Here is a 19,416-nt window from a genome sequence, read left to right as displayed (position 1 = left end):
CCTCAGCCTCGATAGTCCCGAATGGCGGCAAGGAACGCATCGCCATAGGTTTCCAGTTTCTTCGCCCCTACGCCCGAAACCCGGGCGAGGCCAGCCAGCGAATCGGGCTTCGCCGCCGCCATCTCGCGCAGGGTGACGTCGGTGAAGACGACATAGGGCGGCACGCCCTGGGCCTTGGCGAGATCGCGGCGCAAGCTCCTCAGCACCTCGAACAGCGGATCGTGCGGATAATCCGGCTTGCCGTCGCGGGCCTTGCGGCGGCGCTGCCGCTCGGGCGGAAGGACCAGCTGCAGCGGCTCGTCGCCCTTGAGGATCGACTTTGCCGCCGGGCCGAAGGACAACCCGCCATAGTCGTCGGCGCGCAGCGCGTCGCGGGCGAGCAGGGCGCGCGCCACCGGCTTGATCAGCTTCTGCTCGGCCTCGTCGGCGATGCCGAATACCGACAGGCGGTGATGGCCGAGGCCCAGTATCTTGTCGGTCTCGCGTCCGGCCAGAACGTCGGCGAGATGGGTGACGCCGTAGCGCATCTCGGTGCGAAAGGCAGCGGAGAGCAGCTTCTGCGCGACGACGCTCGCGTCGACCCCGGTCGGCGGACTGAGGCAATTGTCGCAATTGCCGCAGGCGGGCGGCGGGTTCTCGCCGAAATGCCTTAGCAGGATCGCGCGGCGGCAGCCTGGCGCCTCGACCAGCATCGCCATCGCGTTGAGGCGCTGGCGCTCGCCCGAACGACGGTTCTCCTCGACGTCTGTCTCGATCCGCCGCCGAGCGCGGGCGAAATCCTCGGCGCCCCAGAACAGCTGGGTCACCGCCGGATCGCCATCGCGGCCGGCGCGGCCGGTCTCCTGATAATAGGCTTCGATCGACTTGGGCAGGCCGGCATGGGCGACGAAGCGGACGTCGGGCTTGTCGATGCCCATGCCGAACGCGACCGTGGCGACCATCACCATGTCTTCCGACGAGACGAACGCCTTCTGGTTCGCAGCCCGGATCCGCGCATCGAGCCCGGCATGATAGGCGCGGGTCGGCCGGCCGCTGCCGCCGAGCTGAGCGGCGAGCTTCTCGGTTGCGTCGCGGGTAGGGGCATAGATGATCCCGGGCCCGGGATTGTCGTCGAGCAGCTGGGCGAGCTGCCTGCCCACGCCATCGCGCGGGGTGATGCCGTAGCGCAGGTTGGCGCGGTCGAAACCGGCCAGGATCAGCCCGTCGTGCTCGATGCCGAGCTGCGCCAGGATGTCGTCACGGGTATGGCTGTCGGCGGTCGCGGTCAGCGCGAGGCGCGGGACATCGGGGCGCATGTCGAGCAGGCCGCGCAGCAGGCGGTAGTCGGGGCGGAAATCATGCCCCCATTCGGAGACGCAATGGGCTTCGTCGATCGCGATCAGGGCGAGCGGGACCTGGCCGATCAGCCGGCGGAAGCCGTCGCTCGAAACGCGTTCGGGGGCGACATAGAGCAGGTCGAGTTCGCCGGCGCGCAGCCGGTCGATCGTCTCGTCGCGATTGTCGTCGGCCGAGGTGAGCGCGGCGGCGCGTATGCCGGCGGCCTCGGCCGAGCGCACCTGATCGTGCATCAGCGCGATCAGCGGCGAAACGACCAGCCCGGTGCCTTCGCGGCACAGCGCCGGGATCTGGTAGGTCAGCGACTTACCCGCTCCGGTCGGCATCACCGCGAGCGAGTTCTGCCCGGCCATGACGCGATCGATCACGTCCTGCTGCCGGCCCCGGAACTGGGCATAGCCGAAGGTTCGCTGAAGGGCTTCCAAGGGTGTGGGCATGTGGGGTCTTCTAGCCGAAGATCAGATCGTGTCGAGCGCCAGGCCGGCGGAGTCGTCAATATTGATCGCCCTTCCAGATGTCATTCCGGCAAATGCAGCGCTTGAGCCGGTTAGGACGGTCCATCTCCGTCTTCACCAGAAACGGCGCGGCTATGCGGCCTCGCGCTCCTCGGCCTCGCTGGCCTGGCGCATCCACATCTCTGCGTACAGCCCGTCACGCGCCAGAAGTTCGGCATGGCCGCCGCGTTCGACGATGCGGCCGGCTTCGAGCACCAGGATCTCGTCGGCATGCGCAACCGTCGACAGGCGATGCGCGATGACGATCGTGGTGCGGCCCTGCTCGACGCCGCGCAATGTGGTCTGGATGTCGGCTTCGGTGCGGCTGTCGAGCGCGCTGGTCGCCTCATCGAGGATCAGCAGCGGCGGGTTCTTCAGCAGGGTGCGGGCGATCGCCACGCGCTGCTTCTCGCCGCCAGACAGCTTGAGCCCGCGCTCGCCGACGCGGGTATTGTAGCCCTGCGGCAGCGACAGGATGAAGTCGTGGATCGCGGCGCCGCGTGCGGCTTCCTCGATCTCCGCCTGGCTGGCGCCGTCGCGGCCATAGCCGATATTGTAGCCGATGGTGTCGTTGAACAGCACCGTGTCCTGCGGAACGATGCCGATCGCATGGCGGAGGGAGGCCTGCGTCACCTTCGCGATGTCCTGGCCATCGATCGTTACCCGGCCGCTACTGATGTCGTAGAAACGGTAGAGGATCCGCGCGAGCGTCGATTTGCCCGCGCCCGACGGGCCGACCACCGCCAGCGTGCCGCCGGGACGGATCGCCAGGTCGATGCCCTTCAGGATCTCGCGCTCCGGATCATAGGCGAAGTGGACGTCCTCGAAGCGAACCGTGCCGCCCGTTATCTTCAGCGGCACCGCGTCGGGCGCGTCGACCACTTCGGCGGGCGTGTCGATCAGCCGGAAGATGGCTTCCATGTCGATCAGGCCCTGGCGGATCTCGCGATAGACCATGCCGAGCATGTCGAGCGGGCGGAACAGCTGGCTCAGCATCGTGTTCACGAACACGACGTCGCCCGGCGAGAACCAGCCGCGGCTCCAGCCATAGACGCTGTAGCCCATCGCGCCTGCCATCATCAGGTTGGTGATGAGCGACTGGCCGATGTTGAGGGCTGCCAGCGAGCCTTCGTTCTTGGTCGCGGCTTTCGCATAGGCTGCGATGGCGACGCCGTAATTGTCCGCTTCGCGCTTCTCGGCGTTGAAATATTTGACGGTTTCGTAGTTGAGCAGCGCATCGACCGCGCGCGCGGCGGCACGGGTGTCGTGCTCGACCATCTCGCGGCGCATCTTCGAGCGCCATTCGGTGACCTTGCGGGTGAAGACGATATAGCCGGCAATCGCCAGCACCGTCGCGCTGACCAGCCCCGCGCCGAACTTCACGAAGAAGATCAGGCAGACGGCGGTCAGCTCGAACAGGGTAGGGCCGATGTTGAACAGCAGGAAATAGAGCATCGTGTCGATGCTCTTGGTGCCACGCTCGACGATCTTGGTGAGGGCACCAGTGCGGCGTTCGAGATGAAAGCGCAGCGACAGGCGGTGCAACTGCCAGAACACTTCGAGTGACAGCCGCCGCGCCGCATCCTGGCCGACCAGCTCGAAGATCGCGTTGCGAAGATTGTCGAACAGCACGCCGCCGAAACGCGCGCCGGCATAGGCGACGACGAGCGCGACAGCGATTTCGACACCCGGCTCGAGCCCTGGCGCCATGCGGTCGATCGCCGCCTTGTAGGCGAACGGCATCAGCAGCACGACCGCCTTCGACGCCAGCACCAGCACCATCGCGATCAGTACGCGCGCGCGCAGCGCCGGTTCTCCCTTTGGCCATAGATAGGGCAGGAAGCGCCGCAGCGTGGCAAAGCCGTGCTCGGGATTGGCGACACTGGCGGAGGCGTGATCGGGCGGCATTGCCAGCCAAGATAGGGATGGCGGATCGATAGGGGAAGTCAGCCCGTGCGCCCGGCATTGCCTATGGGGGATTTCACGATCATCGGCGATTGCGGAAAACTCGTGCGTAAGCTACCGATTCTCTGTAGGAAGAGGATGGCAAATGAGCCAGAAAGAGGAACTCTGGACGGGGGATCGCGGCAGCGATCTTGCGAACCGCTTTGGCCGCTGGAGCGACAAGGACGAGTTGCTGCATCCCGAAGCCACGACTCCGGGCGACACCCTTACCGAGACCTGGGCCTATCTTTGGTACATCCCCGAAGAGCGCATCTATTCACAGATCCACATCTGGGTTCACCCCAACCTTGGCGTGGTGACGGCAGGCATCGGAGTGGCGCGTGGCCATAAGCCATCGATGGTCTCGGCGGAGTTGCTCGATGTGCCGGCGTTCGCGTCCGCGGCCAATCTCGGCGACGGCAGCGACATGCGCTTCGCCAACGGCCTGCATGTGGAGATCATCGAGCCGTTCAAGAAGATCCGCGTCACCTATGACGATCCAGCCCGCGGCAACGCGCTCGATCTCACCGTCACCGCCTTCTCTCCCCCGGTGATGCGCGGCAGCGAGAATCACTTCGATCAGGCCACCTACAACAAGGGCACGGTCACGTTGCGCGGCAAAAGCTACGCCATCGACGGCTGTGGCATGCGCGATCGATCCTGGGGCCAGCTGCGGACGGAGGCGCTGGTGCCTGGGCCGCCGTTCACCTGGATGACCGGCATATTCGCCGAGCAGAAGCTTTCCTGGAACCTGGCCGCATTCGACGATCCGGATCGCGATCCCGACTGGAAGGGCCTGTTCGACACCGCGCGCGACGAGATGATCCATGATGGCTGGCTGTGCATCGGCGACGAGATGTCCCGCCTCACCAACGCATCGAAGATCACCCGACGCGATCCGGTGACGTTGAGGCCGTTGAGCCACGAAGTGTCATTCACCGATCGCTGGGGGCGGGACTATCGCATCACCGGCAGGATCACTGCGACGCTGCCATGGACCGGATGGCCCAACATGTTCGCCTGGCTCTGCCTGACCGAATGGACGCTGGACGGCGCAACCGGCTGGGGCGACACGCAGGAAGTGCAATGGGGCGACTATACCCACGCGCGTCGCCAGGATCAGGAGCCCGGCCCGTCCGGGCGCTGGAGGTGATGCCACGCCATGGTGATTGCGCTCGGACACCAGTCGTGATGCCGCCGGAGTGTCATGGCCGGAACTGACCCAAACGTCGCCAGTACAGGATCAGAAAAGCCAGTCCTCCAAGGGCCGGATAGACGATCATCGCCAGGACAAATGCAGCGAAGATGAACGGGTAGGCTGGGCCGCGAGGAATGCCGTTCAGCAGGATCACGAGGAAGACAAGTTCGAGGAATAGCAGGTCCAACAGTCCGGCGGTGAGGAGCGGATCGGCCAACATCATCTTGTTGAACTCGGTGAAGCCTTCCATGAACGTATATCTCGACATGATGCCGGCGGGATTGAGCAGGCCCCACATCTGCAGCGCCAAAAATCCGATCGTCACGACGGTCACAAGCAGTTTGCCCCAGGTAGGAACGCGACGGTTTTCCGATGTGTCGACCATATGGGAGCTCTCCTCTTTCGTTCTTCAGCCATTTTCTATCACAGCACCCGGCGAAGCCAGCACGATCTATGTAAGAAGCCTTCCTTCCCTCCAACGAAGATCGCCGGCAGCAGTAGCGCGCCGACCGCTCCTGCGACTCTGCGGGAGATATTCGATTGGATCGGAATCGCTAATCCAACGTTAACGACCCTGCTGCCAGCGGCGATGTTCGCTTCAGCCTCCGTCGGACGGGAAGCCGGATATGCTGCCGAGGTCTATTACAGCCTCCATCCGGTTGACTGATCCTGATCTGGCCCACTTGACCGGCTTCGCATCGATTGGTTGGCTGGCGCGAAGGTGCGGGCGCGCAAGTTCGAGGCCAGGGGGCAATTCGTGACGCTCGGCAGCAGGGCGAGGATGCTCGCCATGCTGGCGCCGGTCGCGCTTACAGGCTGCGGCGGCGTGATGGATCCGCAGGGGCCGGTGGGCGCGGCCGAGCGGACGATCCTGCTCAATAGTCTCGCAATCATGCTGGCGATCGTGGTTCCGACGATCATCGCCACGCTTGGCTTCGCATGGTGGTTCAGGGCGGGCAACAAGAAGGCGCGATATTTGCCCGACTGGGCCTATTCGGGCCGCGTCGAACTCGTCGTCTGGTCGATCCCCATTCTGGTGGTCCTGTTCCTGTCGGGCGTGATCTGGGTCGGCAGTCACCAGCTCGATCCCTATCGCCCGCTGCGTGCCGGCGGCAGGCCAGTCGAGGTGCAGGTCGTCTCGCTCGATTGGAAATGGCTGTTCATCTATCCGGCGCAGGGCGTCGCCAGCGTCAACGAGCTTGTCGTGCCGGCCGGCGTGCCGGTGCACTTCTCGCTCACCTCGGCCGGCGTGATGAACGCTTTCTTCGTGCCCCAGCTTGGCAGCATGATCTATACGATGAACGGCATGGTTTCGCAGCTCCACCTGCAGGCCGACCGTCCCGGTAACTATTATGGCATGTCCACCCAGTATAGCGGCGACGGCTTCTCGGACATGCACTTCGTCACCCGCGCCGTACCCCCCGATCAGTTCGCCAACTGGATAGCACGCACGAAATCGTCGGGGCCGGTGCTCGACCCGCGCAGTTATGAGGGGCTGGCGCGGCACAGCGTGGAGCGCCGGCCCTTTACCTATCGTGCTGTCGCGCCGGGGCTGTTCGATGCGATTGCCACGCAGAAGATTCCGCCATCGTCAGGTCCTCGCATCGGGCGCACCCCTATGCACCATGATGTCTCGCCCGAGGATGTAGGATGAACTGGTTCGGCAAGCTCGACTGGTCGGCGATCCCGCTGGACCAGCCCATCCCGCTGATGGCCTCCGCGGTGATTGGCGGCGGCATTGTCGGAGTGCTGTTCTACGCCTGGCGAAGGGGATGGTGGCCCTATCTGTGGCGCGAGTGGATCACCAGCGTCGACCATAAGCGGATTGGGGTGATGTATATCCTGCTCGCGCTGGTGATGCTGGTGCGCGGCTTTGCCGACGCGATCATGATGCGGTCGCAACAGTCGCTGGCGACGAACGGGGCGCTCGGCTACCTGCCGCCTGAACATTACAACCAAATATTCTCGGCCCACGGCACGATCATGATCTTCTTCGGCGCGATGCCGTTCATGATCGGGCTGATGAACTATGTCGTGCCGCTCCAGCTGGGCGTGCGTGACGTTGCCTTCCCGACGCTCAATTCAGTAGGCTTCTGGTTGACCGCTTCCGGCGCCTTGCTGGTCAACGTCAGCCTGATAATCGGCGAGTTCGCCCGCACCGGCTGGCTGCCCTATCCACCCTTGTCGGAGCTTGCCTATTCCCCCGGGGTCGGAGTCGATTATTATCTATGGGCGCTGCAGATAGCGGGCTTAGGCACGCTCATTACTGGCATAAACCTCGTTACCACCATCCTGAAGATGCGTGCGCCCGGCATGTCCTACATGCGCATGCCGATGTTCTGCTGGACCAGCATGGCGTCCAGCCTCCTGATCGTGGCGGCCTTCCCCATCCTCACCGCGACGCTGGCGATGCTGACGCTCGATCGCTATGCTGGCTTCCACTTCTTCACGAACGAGGCGGGCGGCAACCCGATGATGTTCGTGAACCTGATCTGGGCCTGGGGCCATCCGGAAGTCTATATTCTGATCCTGCCGGCATTCGGCATCTTCTCGGAGATATTCTCGACCTTTTCTCGCAAGCCGCTGTTCGGATACCGCTCGATGGTGATGGCGACGATGTTTATCTGTATCGTCTCCTTCTTCGTCTGGGCGCATCATTTCTTCACCATGGGCGCAGATGCCGACGTCAACGGCTTCTTCGGGATCGCAACCTCGATCATCGCGGTCGGGACCGGGGTGAAGATCTACAACTGGCTGTTCACCATGTATGGCGGGCGCGTGCACTTCCAGGTGCCGATGCTGTGGGCACTTGGGTTTGTCGGCACCTTTATCGTCGGCGGGATGACCGGTGTGTTGCTTGCGGTTCCACCGGCTGACTTCGTGCTGCACAACTCGATGTTTCTTGTCGCTCATTTCCACAATGTCATCATCGGCGGTGTATTGTTCGGCGCCTTTGCCGGCTATGAATATTGGTTCCCCAAGGCGTTCGGATTCCGTCTTCATGAAGGTTGGGGCAAGACGGCGTTCTGGCTGACGATCACCGGCTTCTTCGCTACGTTCATGCCGCTATATGCCGCAGGCCTCGAGGGGATGACGCGCCGGCTGCAGCACATCGACAATCCCGCATGGGACAAGTGGGTGATGATGGCCGGACTGGGCACGATCGTCATCGCGCTCGGTGCGGCGTCGCAGATCGTCCAACTCGTCGTCAGCATCCGGATGCGCGATCGGCTGCGCGACGTCACTGGCGATCCCTGGGACGGACGGAGCCTCGAATGGGCGACGCCGTCGCCGCCGCCGAGCTTCAACTTCCCGATACTATACGATGTGCACAATGAGGAGGCCTATTGGGGCATCAAGCAGGCGGCGATCGCGCAGCAGCGCCTCCCGGACGAGCCCGACTATCAGCCGATCAAGATGCCGCGCAACAGCCCTACCGGCTTCGTCACCGCCTTCTTCGCCAGCTTCATGGGCTTCGCATTGATCTGGCATATCTGGTGGATGGTGGCGCTGGGTTTCATCGGCGCCTATGCGACCTTCGTCGTCTTTGCGTGGCGCGACCATGATGAATATGAGGTGCCGGTGGAGGAGGTCGCGCGCGTCGACCGCGCCCGCCGCGCCGCCCGCAATGCGGAGTGGTTGGCGATGTTGGGGCGGCCGGCATGAGCACTGCCGCGACGACACCCTCCGATATCCCGCCGTCGAGCTCACAACGCGATCCATATCGCATCGGGCATGACCGGCACAGTAATGGCGATCGTGGCGCGCGCGGTCATGGCGAGGGCGGTCCGGCACCCAAGCGTGTCATCGTCGGCTATGGATTCTGGATCTTCCTGCTGTCGGACATCGTCATGTTCGCGGCCTTCTTCGCCGCCTATGCGGTGCTCGCCGGATCGACCGCCGGCGGACCCAGCGGGCGCGATCTGTTCGATCTTCAGCGCGTGGCGATTCAGACCGGTTGCCTGCTGGCAAGCAGCTTCACCTGCGGCCTGAGCTATGTCGCCGCCACGCGCCGGAATCAACTTCAGGTCCAATTGTGGCTACTCATTACCGGGTTGCTCGGTCTCGCCTTCGTCACTCTCGAGGTGATGGAGTTTGTCGGGATGGTTTTGCAGGGGGCCGGCCCCGGTCGCAGCGCCTTCCTCTCAGCCTTCTTCGCGCTGGTTGGCTGTCACGGCCTGCACGTGACTCTCGGCGGACTGTGGTTGCTGACGATGATGGCGCAGATCTGGGTCAAAGGTTTCCGGCCGCATATCATGCGGCGATTGCTGTGCTTCAATCTATTCTGGCATGCGCTCGACATCATCTGGGTCGCGCTGTTCACGATCGTCTATCTATTGGGAGCAGGCATGTGACAGAGCCCGGCGAGCCCGGTTTCGACGACAGGCGCGACGATGCCGCGCCAGGCGATGAGCGTCTCGACGGGTCAGGCGAAACACATGGTCTGGGAATCTATGTGGCTGGACTGGCTCTCGCCCTCGCGTTGACCGGGGCGAGTTTCGCCACGGCCGCTTATGACCTTGTCTGGGAACCGGCGATCCCAGCGGCGCTTATCGCGTTGGCTGTGGCGCAGATCGGTGTCCATCTCGTGTTCTTCCTCCACATTACCAGCGGGCCAGAGCACACCAATAACAGCTTGGCACTGGCCTTCGGCGTATTCATCGTCGTACTGGTGGTTGGCGGGTCGATCTGGATCATGGACCATCTCAACCATCGTATGATGCCAATGGATCAGATGATGCAGATGCAGCGATAGGAACCTGATATTTCAATCCGGTTGGCATCGAGCGCAAATTCGAATAAGGCTGGTGAGATATAGTTGTTTGTTGTAGGAAATTTCGCGTAGAATGCCTGCAATTCATCGGCTAGGCGATGCGCTCGCTTTATTCGATGCAAAGGTGAAGTCGAAGTTGGTGTTTTCCCTGCACCGCATTATAGAGCGGCGTTCCTAATGGAGTTTTTTGATGTCTGACGATAACCTGCTTGAACTGACCGCCGAGATCGTGGCTGCCCACCTTTCATCCAACACGGTGGCAGCGAACGATGTGCCGACGCTTATCAAGAGCGTGCATGGCGCCTTGTCTGGACTGGGTGCACCGGTTCCGGAACCCGAAGTGAAGCAAGAGCCGGCAGTGTCTATCCGTGCTTCCATCAAGCCCGACTACATAGTCTGTCTGGAAGACGGCAAGAAGCTCAAGATGCTCAAGCGCCATTTGATGACGCATTATCAAATGACGCCTGGTGAGTATCGGGCGAAGTGGAACCTTCCGGCCGATTACCCGATGGTGGCGCCGAATTACGCAAATCAGCGTAAGGAGCTGGCGCTCAAGATCGGTCTGGGCCAGAAACGAAAAGCGGCACCTGCTCCGGAACCTGTAGCTTCGCCCAAGGCAGCTCCAGCCCCGAAAGCTGCAGCGGCACGCAAAGCGGCTGCAGCCGCCGCCGCCGCACCGGCGCCGAAAACCCGCAAGCCGAGAGCGCGCAAGGCCGAAGCTTGATCGACGGCTGGGGTGGCTAGCAGTCGCCCCAGTTCGCCGTACATTCTGAAACGGCGCTCAGTGCTGTCGTTTTACGCGCCGGCGCAGATGACGTGATCGCAGCTTCATCCGCGTGCGGCCTTGGGTCCTTTGTCGCGCGTGGATGGTTCTGGACGTTGGCGCGGTGAACATCTAATCTTCTGGTCGGCTGGCGGACAGCCCTTGCCGCAGCTAGCGCGTGGCTCCTCCTTCGCGGGATATCACCCTGTGTCGCTCGTAATGCCAGTCCCGGATGCCGAAACACTTGCGCGGCGCGACGACATCATCGCCGCACTTCGCGCGATTGTGCCCGGCGAAGGCGTGATCGAGGACGCGGCGGAACTTCGTCCCTATGAAAGCGACGGACTGTCCATCTATCGTCAGCCACCCATGGTGGTCGTCCTTCCCGAGACGGTCGAGCAGGTTTCGGCAATCCTGCGCTGGTGCCACGCTCATGGCGTCAAGGTCGTGCCGCGCGGCGCGGGGACGTCGCTGTCAGGCGGCGCGCTGCCGCTGGCCGATGCCGTGCTGCTCGGCATGTCGAAGTTCAGCCGCATCATCGACATCAGCTATGAAGACCGGCTGGCCATCGTCCAGCCGGGTGTCACGAATCTGGCAATCACCCGTGCTGTCGAGGCAAGTGGCTTTTACTATGCGCCCGATCCATCGAGCCAGATCGCCTGCACGATCGGCGGCAATGTAGCCGAGAACTCCGGGGGCGTGCACTGCCTCAAATATGGACTGACCACCAACAACGTCCTCGCCGTCGAAATGGTCACCATGGAGGGCGAGGTGCTTCGGCTCGGCGGCCGCTATCTCGATCCGGCAGGGCTCGATCTACTAGGCGTCGTGGTGGGTTCCGAAGGGCTGCTCGGCGTCGTCACCGAAGTGACCGTCCGGATCCTGCCCCGCCCGCAGACCGCACGCGCCCTGCTCGTGGGGTTCGCGACGGTGGAAAGCGCGGGGCAGTGCGTCGCCGATATCATAGCCGCGGGCATCATCCCGGCGGGCATGGAAATGATGGATCGCCCGGCCATCCATGCCGCCGAGGCCTTTGTACAGGTTGGCTATCCCCTCGACGTCGACGCCCTGCTGATCGTCGAATTGGACGGCCCCGTTGCCGAATGCGATTACCTCATTGATGAGGTCGCCCGCATCGCCACCGCGCATGGCGCGGTCTCACTGCGCGTATCGCACGATGATGACGAGCGGCTGGCTTTCTGGGCTGGCCGCAAGGCGGCCTTTCCCGCCGTCGGCCGCATCGCGCCCGATTTTTACTGCATGGACGGCACCATCCCGCGCCGTCACCTGCCAGAGGTGCTACGCCGCATATCCAGCATGGCCGAGCATCACGGCCTTGCCGTGGCCAATGTCTTCCACGCCGGAGATGGCAATCTCCACCCGCTGATCCTTTATGACGCGCACAAGTCGGGCGACACGGAGCGTGCTGAAAACTTCGGCAACGACATTCTCCGCCTGTGCGTGGAAGTGGGCGGGGTGCTGACGGGTGAGCATGGCGTGGGCGTCGAGAAACGCGACCTGATGCCTATCATGTTCAGCCAGACCGACCTCGACCATCAGCAGCGCGTCAAATGTGCGTTCGATCCCGAACTGCTGCTCAACCCCGGCAAGGTCTTCCCCACCCTTCACCGCTGCGCCGAGGTCGGCCGAATGCACATCCATGGCGGGAAGCTGCCCTTCCCCGATCTGCCCCGCTTCTGATGTTGCGGCCGACGACCATCGATGAACTTGCCGGGTTGTTTTCCGAAGCGGCCGCGGGCGGGCGCAAGGTTGAATTACGCGGCGGAGGTAGCAAGTCCTCGCTTGGCGCGGCTCGCGATGCAGACGTCATCGACATGCGCAGTTTCAGCGGCATCGTCGATTATGATCCCCCCGAACTGGTCCTGACCGTCGGCGCCGGGACACCGCTCGCCGAGGTCGAGCGCCTGGTGGAAAGCGAGAACCAGATGCTTGCCTTCGACCCCTTCGATCATGGCCCGCTGCTTGGCGGACCATCCGGACAGGCGACCATCGGCGGCGTCATCGCGGCGGGCGTTGGCGGTTCCGGGCGGCTGACCGGCGGCGGAGCGCGCGATCATTTACTCGGCTTCACAGCGGTTTCGGGGCGCGGCGAGCGCTTCGTCGGCGGCGGCAAGGTGGTCAAGAATGTCACCGGCTACGATCTCCCCAAGCTCGTCGCCGGCAGTTGGGGCCGCCTGGCGGCGCTCACCGAAATAACCCTGAAGGTGCTGCCCCGGCCACCCGTCGTCGTGACCATGGCCATCGCCGGTCTGGATCATCGCGCCGCACAGGGGGCAATGGCTTGCGCCATGGGTAGCTCCGCCGAAATCGGTGCGGCTGCCCACTTGCCCGTTGGCCCGGGCGTCACGGCGCTGACGTTGTTCCGTGTGCAGGGCTTTGCTCCCTCGGTTGAAGCGCGCTGCACTGCGCTTCCGGATGTGCTGCGCGATCATGGCCGTCTCTTCGCGCTGCCAGAGGAGGAAGCGGCGGTGTGTTGGACGGCGATCCGCGAGGTACGCCCATTGCGCGACGCGCCGCTGCTGTGGAAGATCAATGTACCGCCATCAAGTGGTCCCGCACTGGTCGATCACTTCGCGCCCCTCGGCGCCAACTGGCTGTTCGATTGGGCCGGCGGCCTCGTGTGGCTGGGCTTCGACGGCGATCCGGGTCTGGTGCGGCAGGTTGCGGAGGCGGCCGGCGGTCACGCCATGCTGATCCGTGCGCCCGACGCCATGCGTAACGCGCTGCCGCTGCAGCATCCTCGCACGCCAGGCGTTGCCGCGCTCGAAGCCCGGGTTCGCCGAGCATTCGATCCGGCGGGTATATTCGAGACCGGCCGCTTTCTGGACAGCTACGATGCGCACTGACTTCACCGCCGAACAGCTTGCCGATCCGGCGACTGCCGTCGCCGAAGCGGTGATCCGCAAATGTGTCCATTGCGGCTTCTGCACGGCGACTTGCCCGACCTATGTGCTGCTCGGCGACGAACTCGATAGCCCCCGCGGGCGAATTTACCTGATCCAGAACATGCTGGAGACGGAGGCGGTGCCGACGCCGCAGGTGGTCAAGCATGTCGACCGCTGCCTGTCCTGCCTCGCCTGCATGACGACATGCCCCTCCGGCGTGAATTACATGCACCTCGTCGATCATGCCCGCGCTTATATCGAGGCACGATATCGCCGCCCGCTGCTGGACCGCCTGTATCGCGCTTTATTGGCCGCGGTGCTTCCGCATCCTCGCCGATTCCGACTGGCGATCAGGCTGGCACGATTGGGGAGGCCGTTCTTGCCGGCAATGCGTCGGTTTACGCGGCTGAAGCCGCTTGCGGCGATGGTGGCCATGGCCCCGGCGAGGCTGCCGGGAGCCGCCTCAGCCGTTCCGGCTCCCGCGCTGAACCGGCGCGGGCGCGTCGCCTTGATGCAGGGCTGTGCAGAGCCGGTGCTGCGCCCCGAGATCCGGGCGGCGGCGGTCCGCTTGTTGAATCGCGCCGGTTACGACGTGGTCTTCGCGTCGGGAGAGGGATGCTGTGGCGCCCTTGTCCATCATATGGGGCGTGAAGCTGAGGGGCAGGAAGCGGCGCGGCGGAATGTTGACGCCTGGACCCGCGAACTGGAGAAAAATCCGCTCGATGCGATCGTGGTGACCGCATCCGGCTGCGGGACGACGATAAAAGACTATGGATTCATGTTGCGCGGCGATTCTGCCTATGCCGCCAAGGCCGCCCGCGTGTCCTCGCTGGGGAAGGACATCAGCGAGATACTCCGCTCAACCGGTTTGCCGCCACCGGTTGGCGTCAAGCCGCTGAAGGTCGCTTATCACGCGGCCTGTTCGATCCAACACGGTCAGCGGGCAGGCGAACATGCCCTTAGCCTGCTACGCGGCGCGGGCTTCGACGTCAGCATACCGGCTGAAGCTCATCTGTGCTGCGGCTCGGCTGGAACCTACAACATCCTTCAACCGGATCTAGCTGGGCAGTTGGGGGAAAGAAAAGCGGACCGGTTACAGGCGCTGGCACCCGATGTCGTCGCTACGGGAAATGTCGGCTGCGAGATGCAAATCGCCGCTCGGATCGCTTCGCCGGTCGTCCATGTCGTGGAACTGCTGGACTGGGCCACCGGCGGCCCTGTGCCAACGCGCTTGATGGACATCGTGCAGGAAGACAGTCGGGCTGCAACATAGCCCCGCCTAGCGCTTGTGAATCAAACGATAGATCTTTCGCGAGAATCCCGTTTGCTCTGGCTCTCGCTGACGCATAAAAGCCACCGCCGAGCACCAGCTGGGACAACGCTAGATGAGTGACAACGGCCTGAAGGCCGTATTTCTGGGCAGCCGGCCGGCTCTGATGCGCTTCCTGGCGGCGCGCGGCGCGGGCGCGGACGCAGAGGACCTGCTGCAGGAGCTCTGGTTGAAGGCGTCGGCTGCGCAGTCCGGGCCTATCGCCAGTCCCCTCGCTTATCTCTATCGCATGGCCGACAATCTGATGTTGGATCGTCGCCGTGAGGCGCAGCGCCGCCTTCGACGCGACGATGCGTGGAGCGATGCAGCCGGCGGCGCAATGCCCGGCATATCGGACCAGCCTTCGGCAGAGCGGGTGTTGCTCGCCCGCGAGCGGCTCCGGCTGGTCGACCAGATGCTGGAGGCGCTTGGCGACCGGACCGCCGCCATCTTTCGCAGCCACCGGATCGACGGTGTCGCGCAGCGCGATATCGCTGCAACCATGGGCATCAGCCTGAGCGCGGTCGAGAAGCACCTTCAGAAAGCCTATCGCGTGCTGGTGCAAATGCGCGAGGGCGAGAGTGCGGATTTGCCGCCGGGGCGGCGTCATGCGAGCGAAGGGATTGATGATGTCGCAGGGTGACGCGGAGATGCGGGAGGAAGCCGCCGGCTGGTTCCTGCGCCAGCGTGACCCCGCGCGGGCCGACTGGGACGGTTTCGTCCTATGGCTGGAAGCCGATCCCGCGCACAACGCAGCCTATGAAGCGGTCGCGCTGGCCGACGACGATCTGGAGTCCTGGATCGTTGACCGAGCGCCCGAGCTTCCATCCAACGACAACCTCCCGCCGCCTGCCCGTGCGCGGCCGCGCTGGTTCGCGGGTACGGCCGCCGCTGCCGCGATCCTGGTCGGCGGCCTGGTTTCCTATCCCAGGCTGAACCCCGTGGGTGCGACCTATGCGGTCGAGACCGGGGCCGGGCGGCGCCGGCTGGTCATGCTCGATGACGGTACCAAAATCGAACTCAACGGCGGATCCAGGCTCGGCTTGCGCCGGGGCGATACCCGCTTCGCCTCGCTCGATCGTGGCGAAGCGACGTTCACGGTCGTCCACGATCCGGCGGCGCCGTTCGAGGTCCATTCCGGAGACGTGACGCTGCGCGACGTCGGCACCGTGTTCAACGTCATACGCACCGGGTCTGACACCGAAGCCGCCGTTGCAGAAGGCGCTGTGCTGTTCGATCCGAACGGCGATGCGATCCGGCTCGGCGCGGGCAGGATGATAAATGTTTCCGCAACGGGCGCCGCCGTCATAGGAGAGGTAGATCCGTCGACGGTCGGCGCTTGGCGGAAGGATCGACTGGTCTATCAGAATGCTTCCTTGGCCCGGATCGCCGCGGATCTTTCGCGCAATGTCGGCGCGCTGGTTACCGTCGCGCCCGAGCTTGAGCGCGAGCGTTTCAGCGGGGTCATCCTGTTGGACGACGATCACCCGCGTCTGTTCGCGCGCATCGGGGCGCTGCTCGATGTCGATGCGACACAGGACGGCAAGGCCTGGCACCTTGCGCTGCGGAAGCGTGCGGGGCGCTGAACTCACCGCGATGGCCCTGATCGTTGCGGCGCCGGCCACGGCGTTCGCAGCCGCGCGGTCGCACTTCGACATCCCGGCGGGGCCGCTCCAGCAATCGATCGTCGCCTTCGCCGCGCAGTCGGGGACGACGATCGGGGCGCTCGGCCCGGTCGATCGCCTGCGCGGCGCCGCGGTTCGCGGCGATATGCCTCCCGAACGCGCGCTGCGCCGTCTCCTGCAGGGCAGCGGCCTCGGCTTCGAACGGGTCGATACAAACACATTCCGGCTCTTCGCCCTCCCCGTAAAGCCTGCCGAGCCCAAGCGGGATGCTGTGAGGCAGCCCGCTCCGTCCCTGGCGGCTGGCGAGATTGTCGTGACAGCGAGCAAGCGCGAGACGCGGATCGGCGATTATGCCGGAGCGGTCTCGATCCTCGACCCCGGCAAGGGCATGCTCGCCAGGGCAGCGGCGCGCGGCACCGAGGCGCTGGTCGACGGCGTCGCATCGCTGTCGTCGACCAATTTGGGGCCGGGCCGCAACAAGCTGATCATCCGGGGCATCGCAGACAGCAGCTTCACAGGCCCGAGCCAGGCTGTCGTCGGCCAATATCTCAACGACATACGCCTCAACTATAACGCGCCGGATCCAAATCTGAGCCTCTACGACATGGCGCGGGTCGAGGTGCTCGAGGGGCCGCAGGGCACGCTCTACGGCGCGGGGTCGCTGGGCGGCATCGTCAGACTGGTGCCGAACGCGCCGGACCTGGGGCAGTGGAGCGGCAGTGCCACCGCCGCCTATCTCGCGACCCAGGATGGTCGATCCGGCAGCGAGCTTTCCGGCATGGTCAACCTGCCGCTGTTGGGAGACCGTGTCGCCTTGCGCCTGGTCGGCTACCGGGCGATCGCAGGCGGTTATATCGACGATGTCGGACGCGGCCTGCGCGATGTGAACCGTTCGCAGACCAAGGGCGGCCGCGTCGCTCTCCGCGCAAGGATCGGCGACAGCTGGACGGTCGATGCCGGCGGGCTCGTGCAGGACATCTACAGCGCCGACGGTCAATATGCCGAGCGCGGATTGCCGCCCTACCAACGTTCGAGCGCGATCGCCCAACCGTTCGATAACGACTATCGGCTCGGCTATGTGACGCTGTCGCGGCGTGGGGCGGGGCTGCAGTTCGTCTCCGCTACCGGCATCGTCAGTCATGACGTGCGGGAGCGGTTCGATGCCACCGGTTTTCCGGTGTCGGTGCCCAGCGCGTTCGACCAGAGGAACAAGATCACCCTCATCTCCAACGAAACCCGCCTGTCCCACCGCGCAGACGATGGCACGGGGTGGCTGCTGGGCACCAGCTTCATCAGCAACGGAGAGAAGCTCAGTCGCACGCTCGGGCCGGTCGGCGCGCCGATGCGGATCGCTGGCGTCCATAACAGCCTGACTGGCGGCGCGCTCTATGGCGAAACCACCTTCGGCATTGTGCCGCGCGTCCAGATCACCGTCGGCGGACGCTTCGCCTTCAGCCACCTCGCCGGCGAACTGCTCGATCTGCCCAGGAATAGCGGCGACGAACGCAATCGCGACGAAACGAGCATTCTGCCGCTGCTCTCGGTTGCCTGGCGGCCGGGCAACCGGCTGACCGCCTATGCCCGTTATCAGGAGGGCTATCGCGGCGGCGGCCTTTCGGTCGCGGCAGCGGGAGCCGGGATAGTCTCACAGCGTTTCAGGGGCGACAGCATCGCCACTTTCGAGGCTGGCTTGCGACTGGGGGATCCCGCTAGCGACCGGTTCAGCGGTGCGCTGGGCCTGATCTACGCGCATTGGGAGAATATCCAGGCCGACCTGGTCGATTCACGCGGCCTGCCTTATACAGCGAACGTCGGCCACGGCCGGACGATCGGCTTCGAAGCCAAGCTGGGATGGCGGCTGGCGGAGGGGCTGAACGTCGAAGCCGGTCTCTTCGTCAACGACAGTGACCTGACCACTCCGGCCCCCGGTTTCTCGGACTCTCGACATGCCGAGCTGCCGGATGTCGCACGGCTCGGCGCTCGCACCGCGCTAAGCTACACGGCCCGGCTAAGCGGCGATATTGCTCTGTCGCTAGACGCCTCGTACCGCTATTTCGGTCATTCGCGCTTGGGTATCGGCAACGGGCTCGACATCGTGCAGGGCGGCTATGCCGATACGTCGCTAGGCGCGCGCATCGGCAGCGACAGGATTGGGATGTCGCTCGACGCGACCAACCTGCTCGATGCCAATGGCAATCGCTTCTCGCTGGGCAATCCGTTCGGGGTCATGGAGGGCCGCCAGATCACGCCGCTGCGGCCTCGTACGATAAGGTTCGCGATCGATGGTCATTTCTGAGCCGTCCACCTCTCGTCGCATGCTGGCATCGATCCACGATGTCGGCCCGCGTTTTTCCGATGCGGTCGATCGCCTCTTCGATCGGCTTTCCGACAGGCTCGGCGGGCCCCGTTTTGCCCTGCTTGTCGTGCCCGACCATTGGGGCGAGGCGCCGATCGCGCAGAATACAGCCTTCCACCGGCGCCTGCGCGACTGGCATGCGAATGGCGCCGAGATCTTCCTCCATGGCTGGTTCCACCGAGACGACAGCACGCATCGGGGCGCTGCCGCCTTCAAGGCACGCCACATGACCGCGCGCGAAGGGGAGTTCCTCGGCCTCGGCCATGACGCCGCGCTCGCCCGCATGACCGCGGGCAAGACGTTGATCGAAGACATCCTGGGCGCGCCGGTGGCCGGCTTCGTGGCGCCGGCCTGGCTTTATGGAACCGGTGCCCGCAGCGCGCTGGCCGAGGCGGGCTTCGCAATCGCGGAGGATCATCTGCGGATATGGTCTCCGCTCGACGGCCGGGTGCTGGCGCGCGGGCCAGTCGTCACCTGGGCCAGCCGCAGCCCGCGCCGCATCGCGAGTTCGCGCCTGTTCGCGGCACTCGCGCGGCATGCGCTGTCCGGCGCAGAAATCGTCCGCGTCGCGGTCCATCCCGGCGACGCCGCAATACCCACGCTCCTGGCCAGCATAGACGCGACGCTAGTCGCGTTGATGCGCAACCGCATAGCGGGGCGATATGCCGATCTTCTGCAACGCCGATGACACAACAATAATCTAGGGCCGCGG

Annotated in this window: 16 protein-coding genes; 13 read left to right on the top strand and 3 right to left on the bottom strand. The window is 64.5% G+C overall.

Annotated elements, in window-relative coordinates:
• Positions 1–2: 2 nt before the first annotated feature.
• Together recQ and AAC645_RS12430 are read right to left on the bottom strand one after the other, a co-directional pair.
• On the bottom strand, positions 3–1,772 hold the full coding sequence (gene recQ / locus AAC645_RS12435) for a DNA helicase RecQ (protein WP_340316440.1): 1,770 nt from the start codon (positions 1,770–1,772) through the stop codon (positions 3–5).
• A gap of 150 nt (positions 1,773–1,922) precedes the next feature.
• Positions 1,923–3,737, bottom strand: a complete 1,815-nt coding sequence (locus AAC645_RS12430) for an ABCB family ABC transporter ATP-binding protein/permease (protein ID WP_340316439.1) — start codon at positions 3,735–3,737, stop codon at positions 1,923–1,925.
• A gap of 142 nt (positions 3,738–3,879) precedes the next feature.
• Here AAC645_RS12430 and AAC645_RS12425 point away from each other — a divergent pair, with 142 nt between their 5' ends.
• A complete protein-coding gene (locus tag AAC645_RS12425) occupies positions 3,880–4,926 on the top strand; it encodes a DUF7065 domain-containing protein (protein ID WP_340316437.1) in 1,047 nt (348 codons plus the stop codon).
• A 52-nt stretch (positions 4,927–4,978) separates the two neighbouring features.
• Here AAC645_RS12425 and AAC645_RS12420 read toward each other — a convergent pair whose 3' ends face one another.
• Positions 4,979–5,356, bottom strand: a complete 378-nt coding sequence (locus AAC645_RS12420) for a hypothetical protein (RefSeq protein ID WP_340316436.1) — start codon at positions 5,354–5,356, stop codon at positions 4,979–4,981.
• Positions 5,357–5,677: 321 nt separating this feature from the next.
• Between AAC645_RS12420 and cyoA the strand changes: the two genes are divergently transcribed.
• From cyoA to AAC645_RS12360, 12 genes are all read left to right on the top strand, one after another.
• Positions 5,678–6,625 carry a ubiquinol oxidase subunit II gene (cyoA, locus tag AAC645_RS12415; RefSeq protein WP_340316435.1) on the top strand — a complete coding sequence of 316 codons (948 nt, stop codon included), beginning with the start codon at positions 5,678–5,680 and terminating at the stop codon, positions 6,623–6,625.
• A complete protein-coding gene (gene cyoB / locus AAC645_RS12410) occupies positions 6,622–8,637 on the top strand; it encodes a cytochrome o ubiquinol oxidase subunit I (RefSeq protein WP_340316434.1) in 2,016 nt (671 codons plus the stop codon). Before cyoA ends, cyoB begins: the two co-directional genes overlap by 4 nt.
• A complete protein-coding gene (gene cyoC, locus AAC645_RS12405) occupies positions 8,634–9,326 on the top strand; it encodes a cytochrome o ubiquinol oxidase subunit III (protein ID WP_340316433.1) in 693 nt (230 codons plus the stop codon). The genes cyoB and cyoC overlap by 4 nt, the downstream gene beginning before the upstream one ends.
• Entirely contained in the window at positions 9,323–9,727 is a 405-nt protein-coding gene (gene cyoD, locus AAC645_RS12400; protein WP_340316431.1) for a cytochrome o ubiquinol oxidase subunit IV, read from the top strand. The genes cyoC and cyoD overlap by 4 nt, the downstream gene beginning before the upstream one ends.
• A 208-nt stretch (positions 9,728–9,935) precedes the next feature.
• A complete protein-coding gene (locus AAC645_RS12395) occupies positions 9,936–10,469 on the top strand; it encodes a Ros/MucR family transcriptional regulator (RefSeq protein ID WP_340316429.1) in 534 nt (177 codons plus the stop codon).
• A gap of 246 nt (positions 10,470–10,715) precedes the next feature.
• Positions 10,716–12,209 carry an FAD-linked oxidase C-terminal domain-containing protein gene (locus AAC645_RS12390; RefSeq protein WP_340316428.1) on the top strand — a complete coding sequence of 498 codons (1,494 nt, stop codon included), beginning with the start codon at positions 10,716–10,718 and terminating at the stop codon, positions 12,207–12,209.
• Positions 12,209–13,375 carry an FAD-binding protein gene (locus tag AAC645_RS12385; protein WP_340316427.1) on the top strand — a complete coding sequence of 389 codons (1,167 nt, stop codon included), beginning with the start codon at positions 12,209–12,211 and terminating at the stop codon, positions 13,373–13,375. The genes AAC645_RS12390 and AAC645_RS12385 overlap by 1 nt, the downstream gene beginning before the upstream one ends.
• Entirely contained in the window at positions 13,365–14,687 is a 1,323-nt protein-coding gene (gene glcF / locus AAC645_RS12380; RefSeq protein ID WP_340316426.1) for a glycolate oxidase subunit GlcF, read from the top strand. Before AAC645_RS12385 ends, glcF begins: the two co-directional genes overlap by 11 nt.
• A 112-nt stretch (positions 14,688–14,799) precedes the next feature.
• Positions 14,800–15,366: an RNA polymerase sigma factor gene (locus AAC645_RS12375; RefSeq protein WP_340316425.1), complete on the top strand. Its 567-nt coding sequence runs from the start codon at positions 14,800–14,802 to the stop codon at positions 15,364–15,366.
• Positions 15,350–16,309, top strand: coding sequence for a FecR family protein (locus AAC645_RS12370; RefSeq protein WP_340316423.1), 960 nt, complete (start codon positions 15,350–15,352; stop codon positions 16,307–16,309). Before AAC645_RS12375 ends, AAC645_RS12370 begins: the two co-directional genes overlap by 17 nt.
• Positions 16,310–16,319: 10 nt before the next feature.
• Positions 16,320–18,644, top strand: coding sequence for a TonB-dependent receptor (locus AAC645_RS12365; protein WP_340316421.1), 2,325 nt, complete (start codon positions 16,320–16,322; stop codon positions 18,642–18,644).
• On the top strand, positions 18,631–19,392 hold the full coding sequence (locus AAC645_RS12360; protein WP_340316419.1) for a polysaccharide deacetylase family protein: 762 nt from the start codon (positions 18,631–18,633) through the stop codon (positions 19,390–19,392). Before AAC645_RS12365 ends, AAC645_RS12360 begins: the two co-directional genes overlap by 14 nt.
• Positions 19,393–19,416: the final 24 nt, after the last annotated feature.

The sequence above is a fragment of the Rhizorhabdus argentea genome (assembly GCF_037861105.1).
GTDB lineage: Bacteria > Pseudomonadota > Alphaproteobacteria > Sphingomonadales > Sphingomonadaceae > Rhizorhabdus > Rhizorhabdus argentea.
Note: the sequence above shows the minus strand (reverse complement) of the source record. Positions and strands in the feature narration are given on the sequence as shown.

Excerpts from the sequence above, each read along its gene's own strand:
- recQ (WP_340316440.1), bottom strand. The coding sequence starts at position 1,772 with ATGCCCACACCCTTGGAAGCCCTTCAGCGAACCTTCGGCTATGCCCAG.
- AAC645_RS12430 (WP_340316439.1), bottom strand. The coding sequence starts at position 3,737 with ATGCCGCCCGATCACGCCTCCGCCAGTGTCGCCAATCCCGAGCACGGC.
- AAC645_RS12425 (WP_340316437.1), top strand. The coding sequence starts at position 3,880 with ATGAGCCAGAAAGAGGAACTCTGGACGGGGGATCGCGGCAGCGATCTT.
- AAC645_RS12420 (WP_340316436.1), bottom strand. The coding sequence starts at position 5,356 with ATGGTCGACACATCGGAAAACCGTCGCGTTCCTACCTGGGGCAAACTG.
- cyoB (WP_340316434.1), top strand. The coding sequence starts at position 6,622 with ATGAACTGGTTCGGCAAGCTCGACTGGTCGGCGATCCCGCTGGACCAG.
- cyoC (WP_340316433.1), top strand. The coding sequence starts at position 8,634 with ATGAGCACTGCCGCGACGACACCCTCCGATATCCCGCCGTCGAGCTCA.
- AAC645_RS12395 (WP_340316429.1), top strand. The coding sequence starts at position 9,936 with ATGTCTGACGATAACCTGCTTGAACTGACCGCCGAGATCGTGGCTGCC.
- AAC645_RS12385 (WP_340316427.1), top strand. The coding sequence starts at position 12,209 with ATGTTGCGGCCGACGACCATCGATGAACTTGCCGGGTTGTTTTCCGAA.
- glcF (WP_340316426.1), top strand. The coding sequence starts at position 13,365 with ATGCGCACTGACTTCACCGCCGAACAGCTTGCCGATCCGGCGACTGCC.
- AAC645_RS12375 (WP_340316425.1), top strand. The coding sequence starts at position 14,800 with ATGAGTGACAACGGCCTGAAGGCCGTATTTCTGGGCAGCCGGCCGGCT.
- AAC645_RS12370 (WP_340316423.1), top strand. The coding sequence starts at position 15,350 with ATGATGTCGCAGGGTGACGCGGAGATGCGGGAGGAAGCCGCCGGCTGG.
- AAC645_RS12365 (WP_340316421.1), top strand. The coding sequence starts at position 16,320 with ATGGCCCTGATCGTTGCGGCGCCGGCCACGGCGTTCGCAGCCGCGCGG.
- AAC645_RS12360 (WP_340316419.1), top strand. The coding sequence starts at position 18,631 with ATGGTCATTTCTGAGCCGTCCACCTCTCGTCGCATGCTGGCATCGATC.